The sequence below is a fragment of the [Flexibacter] sp. ATCC 35208 genome (assembly GCF_001975825.1).
Taxonomy (GTDB): domain Bacteria; phylum Bacteroidota; class Bacteroidia; order Chitinophagales; family Chitinophagaceae; genus Chitinophaga.
Genome location: NZ_MTKN01000026.1, coordinates 101,115 through 107,872, shown reverse-complemented (window position 1 = coordinate 107,872; position 6,758 = coordinate 101,115). Strand labels below are relative to the sequence as shown.

Sequence of the window (6,758 nt, the reverse complement as noted above, 5' to 3'; positions counted from 1 at the left end):
GCAGAGCAGGTTAGTAATTTGCATTTTGTGCCGAGTATGCTGAATGCGTTTATAGCCTCTGTGGGGAGTGATGTAGAGCAGTTGTGTCGTTTGGGTAGTTTACGTAAAGTGATAACAAGTGGCGAGGCCTTATCAGCGGAGACCGTTTCTCACTGGTATTCTTTACTTCCGGAGGTACCGTTATATAATCTGTATGGTCCTACGGAGGCATCGATAGATGTTACGGCGTACAGCACTCATGCAGGAGATGATCGTATACCGATAGGACGACCGATCTGGAATACCTCGATGTACGTTTTGGACAATCATTTATGCCTTGTGCCGGAGGGTATTGCAGGCGAGCTGTATATAGCAGGCGCTGGTCTGGCGCGTGGTTATCTGAATCGTCCGGAGCTGACAGCCAGCCGTTTTATCAGTCATCCCTATTTGAACGGAGTGCGGATGTATCGTACGGGAGATATTGGTCGCTGGTTACCAGACGGGAATATAGAGTACCTGGGAAGAGCCGATGACCAGGTAAAAATCAGAGGTTACCGTATAGAACTGGGAGAAATTGAAAATACGATACAACATTATGAGGGCGTAGATGCAGCAGTGGTAATGGTGAGAAAAAGTAATGACGGAGACAGTGAACTAATTGCATTCATTGCCGGGGGAAAATCCGTGCTGAATATACAGCAGATACGTTTACATCTGAGTCGCTATTTGTCTGCTTATATGGTACCCGCACATTTGATACTGCTGGATGAACTGCCATTGACGGCCAACGGGAAGGTGAACCGGAAAGAATTGCTGGAGCTGGATATTGCTGGTACTGGTTCCTCTGACTATTATGTAGCACCCCGTAATGAACTTGAAGAAAAACTGGTATTGATCTGGCAGGAAATACTTGGAAAGCAGCATGCACATATAGGTATTTATGACAGTTTCTTCTCACTGGGTGGGGATTCTATTAAAGGCGTAAGAATGGTGGTAAAGATCCGCCAGCAACTTGCAGCGAATATAACGACAGCTGATTTGTATATGCATCAAAGTATTGCACAACTGTCTGAACGAATTACCGGAAACCTGTTAGCGGATACAATTTATCACGAGCTGGCTGAGGGGGAAAAGCAGATCGCTGTGTTCAGAGATATGATAATAGCTGAGAGTAAAGGGCATGCGGCACTGCCAGAGAACTATGGAGATATTTACCCAATTGCGCCGATAGAACAGGGTATGATCTATTCTTCCCTTTTAAGACCTGAAGAACCGGTTTACTACGATCAGTTTACCTTTTACATACAGATCGCTGATCAGGTGGTTTTTCACGCTGCCCTGGCGCAACTGGTGAACAGGCATCCTATCCTGAGAACTAAGTATTATATGAAGCGGTTTAGCCGGCCGGTAAAAGTAGTATTGCAGGGTATTGATGTCCCGTTAGTATGCCAGGATCTGGCAGGATTGAGTGATGAGGATAAAAACAGGCAGTTAAATGCATTTCTGCAAAATGACGCTTCTGAAAGACTGGAATTTGATGACGATCTGTTGTGGAAGTTCCGCGTATTCCATCTCAGTGAAGACAATTATTTTGTCGTGTTGAGTGTGCATCATGCAGCATTGGACGGCTGGAGTGTATCTGTTTTTGCAACGGAGTTATCTCAATTGTTGTCGACTGATAAGTCGGTGCAATTGGTGCCATTAAAATATAGCTATAAAGACTATTGTGCGCTTTTATTAGGCCGTAGGGAACAACCTGCTACTGAACTTTACTGGAAGAATCTGCTGGATGGTTATTCCCGCAATAAGCTGCCTTTTAATTATAAAGGAGTAAAAGTGAGCCAGGAAAAAGGAATGAAGAAAGTGTACCGGCAGATTGATAAAGACGTGCTGGCAGATATCAATCGCCTGGTAAGTGGACACCAGTTGTCTTTCAAATCAGTGTGCCTGGCTGCGCATGTTTGCATGTTACATATATTAAGCACAGAGGCTGATGTAGTAACAGGTATGGTTACACATGACCGGCCTGAAATCGAGGATAGTGAATATATACTGGGATGTTTTCTCAATACTTTACCTGTAAGGGTAGATATGAGCAAGATGAAGGATATTCTCTCCCTGTTAAGGCACGTGCAGCAATATACTATTACCTCGAAGGCGCATGAGCTGCATCTAAGCGAAATTGCGCGGATAGCTGATGGCAAGGCATCGATAGGTAACCCTATTTTTGATACATTGTTTAACTATACCGACTTTCACGCTTATGAGAAGCTGGATAAAAGCTCGTCGATAAAAAGGATGACCTCCACCCTGCAGGTATCCATGCTGAAAGATGCCAATGAAATGACGAATACGCTCATGGATGTGGAAGTGGATAAAACATTAGATCGTTTCCTCATAAAAATTAAATATGCACCGGCTTATTTGAGTGATTCGGAAGCGCAGTATGCACTGAACCTTTACGTAAGGATACTTTCCCTGTTTGCAAAAGATGTAACGGTTCCGTTATCATCAGCAAAGCTATTAACGGCAGTCGAGCTGAAGGAAGTGGTTACAGACTTTAATGATACTATTGTTCCTTACCCTGAAAAGGCCACCTTACATGGCATTTTTGAAGCACAGGTTATAAAAACACCATCAAATATCGCCCTGGTGCAACATGCTCATCACATGACCTATAGCTCACTGAATGAGAGGGCAAACCAGCTTTCCTGGTTTCTGATTGGCAAGGGGGTGAAGCCCGGGGACAATATAGGGCTGCTGGTAAACCGTAGTTTCAATATGATGATAGGTATGTACGGTATTCTGAAAGCCGGAGGTGCTTATGTTCCTATAGACCCCCATTACCCGGCAGACAGGCAGGAATATATTGCCCGTAATTCGGGACTTAAATATATCGTTACAGATGAGGATAGTCCATTGCAGCAAATCTTGTCCGATATGGGCTTTGTAGTTTTGCAGGGCGAGGTAATAGACAGGCAGCCTGTCACCAATCCGGGATTGGCGATCAACAGCCGGCAGCTGGCCTATACTATCTATACATCCGGTTCTACCGGGCGTCCAAAGGGAGTAATGATAGCACATCATGCAGCTGTTAATCTCACTACCTGGGTAAATGATACATTCCAGGTTGGGGAGACCGATCGTTTGCTTTTTATTACTTCTATGTGTTTTGATCTTTCGGTTTACGATATTTTCGGCATGCTGTCTACGGGTGGTGCGCTGGTAATAGCGCAACAGGAAGAAGTACAGGATGTAAGGACGTTAAGCCAATTGCTGCAGGCAGAACGGATTACTTTCTGGGATTCTGTACCTACGACGATGAATTACCTGGTGAGTGAACTGGATGCGGCAGGTAACCCCTATTTGCAGCATGACCTGAGGTTGGTTTTTTTGAGCGGAGACTGGATTCCTGTACAGTTACCGGGGCGTATCAATACTTATTTCCCCCAGGCATCTGTTATTAGTCTTGGTGGCGCTACAGAAGGTACAGTATGGTCAAATTATTATCCTGTTCAAACAGTTGGTTCCTTATGGAGCAGTATTCCATATGGCGTACCTATCAGCAACAATTTCTTCTATATACTGGATGAGCAGCTGCAGCCTGTGCCAAAAGGCGTGGTAGGCGAACTGTATATTGGTGGAGTAGGTGTAGCGGAAGGCTATGCGAATGATGCAGAGAAAACAGCTGCCGCTTTTAAGAGAGATCCTTTTAACAGCGAGTTGGGAGGCAGAATGTACAAAACCGGCGACCTGGGTAGGCTGCTGCCTGACGGAAATATGGAATTTATTGGCCGTAAGGATAACCAGGTCAAGATCAGGGGATTCCGGGTAGAGCTGGGAGAAATAGAAAGTATGTTACAAAAGCACAGCAGTGTTACAGAGGCTATTGTCGATGTGATCAGGAATAAAGGGAATAACCAGCTGTGTGCTTATCTGGTAGTTAAATCCCAAACGGGGAAAAAAGAGATCCGGGAATACCTGAAGCAGATTTTTCCTGATTACATGATTCCGGACTACTATGTATTTCTGTCTGCCTTACCATTGAACAGCAATGGTAAAATAGATCGGAAGGCATTGCCTGCGCCTTTACAGGAAGAAGATACCCGGGAAACGGGCTATCATCCTCCGGTGACTATATTGGAGAAAAAGCTGGCTGCTATCTGGCAGTCATTGCTTATGATTGAGAAGATAGGGGTAGATGATGATTTCTTTGAGCTGGGGGCTAACTCTTTATCCGTAGGGGCATTTGTAAGCCGACTTTCAAGGGAAACGGAGTTGAAAGTTAGCATTCGCGAGGTATTTGCACATGCTAATATCCGCAGGCTGGCGGATGTGCTGGAGAGCAGGGATGCAGGCCGCTTTGAGCAAATTGAAGTATTGAATGAGCAAGAAGGTTATCAATTGTCTGCGGCACAATGGCGTATGTGGTTATTAGCGCAATTAGGAGATGGCAATGCTGCTTATCATATTCCTGGCGCCTATGTACTGGAAGGTACGTTAGATAAGGTGGTTATGACCACTGCTTTTGAACAATTGGTGGCGCGTCATGAAAGCCTGAGAACCGTTTTCAGGGAAGATAAAAACGGTGAGTTGAAGCAATACATTTTACCGATATTACCAAGTGCCTTTAGTTATGAAGACCTATGTCAGATGACCGGGACCGAAAATGTGCTGAGAAGCCTGATCAATAAAGATATGGCAGCTTCCTTTGATCTCGCTGCCGGCCCATTGTTAAGAGTAAAGTTGTATAAAATATCGGATAGCAAATGGGTGTTTACTTATGTTATGCATCATATTATTAGTGATGGCTGGTCAATGGGAATTCTTATTAATGAGCTTTTGTATTTGTATAATGCCGGCGTAAAAGGAGAAGTGCCTGTATTGAAGCCACTGAGAATACAATACAAAGATTATGCGGCATGGCAGCAGAAACAGCTATCTGGCGTTTTCTCAGAACAGCATAAAAACTTTTGGCTCAAGCAATTTGAAGGTAGGCTACCAGTATTGGAGTTGCCGGTAGATATGATCCGTCCTGCTATTAAGACTTACAACGGTGGTCAGATAAAGGCGTTCATAAACAGGGAGCTGGCAAATGGATTGAAGGCACTGGCGAGGGAACAGGAAGCTACGTTATTTATGTCATTGCTTGGCTTGGTGAATGCGTTATTGTATAACTATACGGGACAGGAGGATATCATTTTAGGAACCGCTGTTGCCGGCAGAGACCACGTGGATTTGGAGAACCAGATTGGTTTCTATGTAAATACCCTGGCATTAAGAACCCGTTTTAAGCACAGCGGGAGTTTCCGGGATTTGTTACACCGGGTAAAGGGAGTTACCCTGGCCGCATACGAACACCAGGTATATCCATTTGATACCCTGGCTGATGATCTGTCGATTAAAAGAGATCTGAGCCGCAACCTGTTATTCGACGTGATGGTAGTGTTGCAGAATACCCGGATCGGTAACACAGGAACTTTAACGGGTGCTGAAGGTTTGTCTGTTACCCCTTATGAAGGAAAGGTACATCTTAACAGCCAGTTTGACCTGGCATTTGATTTCCTTGATACCAGTGCGGGATTGCAGGTAATCATCGAATATAATAGTGATATTTTTTACAGTGATACTATAAAACGGATGATTGATGATCTTGAACTATTACTGAAAGCTTTATTAAATAACCCTGATCAACCGCTTAGCCAGTTGTTATACGGTTATCCCCCAAAAAAGAATGCATTAATCAACGACCTGGAGCTTTAAGATGGCCTTGTTGTGATACCTGTTTTAACCCACACATTATTTATGAACATTTTGCAATTAAATCTGCAGGAAAACATGCAGATTGACGATCTGCTTTCTTCACTGGAGGCTTGTTTTTCGTCTCCCTGTGATAGCACTTTCCTGGCTGAAGCCAGGGTGTATGCACACCGCCTGCCCGAGCGTTTACTGAGAAAACTGAACGAGTTCAGATGCCTGGAAGAGGGAGATGGCCTCTTTCTGTTAAAAGGGTTTCGGATAGACGATGATCAGATAGGCCCTACGCCAGCGCAGGTAGGTAAGGAGATTGATGAACTATCTGCTGGCCGGGAAGGCTATATGTCAATTCTGCTCTCGTCCTTCCTGGGTGATCAAATGGGCTGGAGTAGCCAACGGGAAGGAGCCCTGATTAATAATATCCTGCCAGTAAAAGATCATGAAGCAGAACAACTCAGTACTGGAAGTGTGGCTGATCTTGACTGGCATGTAGAAGAGGCTTTTCATCCTTTCAGGGCAGATTATCTTCAACTGATGTGCCTGCGTAATCCAGACGGCGTGCCTACTGTCATAGGCTCTATTAAAGACCTTCAATTGGATGAATCTACCAGGAAGGTTTTGTTCGAACCGCGCTTTAAATTTCTTACTGACAAGAATTTCAACAATGATGCCTCTATGAACGACATTGCCGAACCTGTATTGTTTGGAGATTTTTCAGCTCCTTATGTCAGAATTGATCCTTCTTTTATGCAGACGATAGAGGGTGATGTGGTGGCTGCTGCTGCTTTGTCCTGTATTATAAAAGAATTCCAGCGCTCGCTGAAAGAAGTGGTACTGGAGCAGGGAGATGTAATATTTATCGATAACTATCGAGTGGTACACGGCCGTAAAGGGTTTCTGCCACGTTTTGATGGTACGGATCGTTGGCTGAAAAGAGTCAACATTACACTGGACTTACGCAAATCCCGCGCAGTAAGGGCTTCCGGACAATCGCATGTTATTACCACCCATTAGTCAAAAAA

Annotated in this window: 2 protein-coding genes; both read left to right on the top strand. The window is 44.5% G+C overall.

The window, feature by feature from the left end:
- A partial coding sequence (locus BW716_RS17670; protein ID WP_143708892.1) for a non-ribosomal peptide synthetase occupies nucleotides 1–5,742 on the top strand: 5,742 nt, incomplete at its 5' end.
- Nucleotides 5,743–5,784: 42 nt separating this feature from the next.
- Nucleotides 5,785–6,750 (top strand): guanitoxin biosynthesis L-enduracididine beta-hydroxylase GntD, encoded by a 966-nt coding sequence (gntD, locus tag BW716_RS17665; RefSeq protein WP_083724357.1) that lies wholly within the window; start codon nucleotides 5,785–5,787, stop codon nucleotides 6,748–6,750.
- Nucleotides 6,751–6,758: the final 8 nt, after the last annotated feature.

Coding starts and splice junctions, on each gene's coding strand:
- gntD (WP_083724357.1), top strand. CDS start 5,785: ATGAACATTTTGCAATTAAATCTGCAGGAAAACATGCAGATTGACGAT.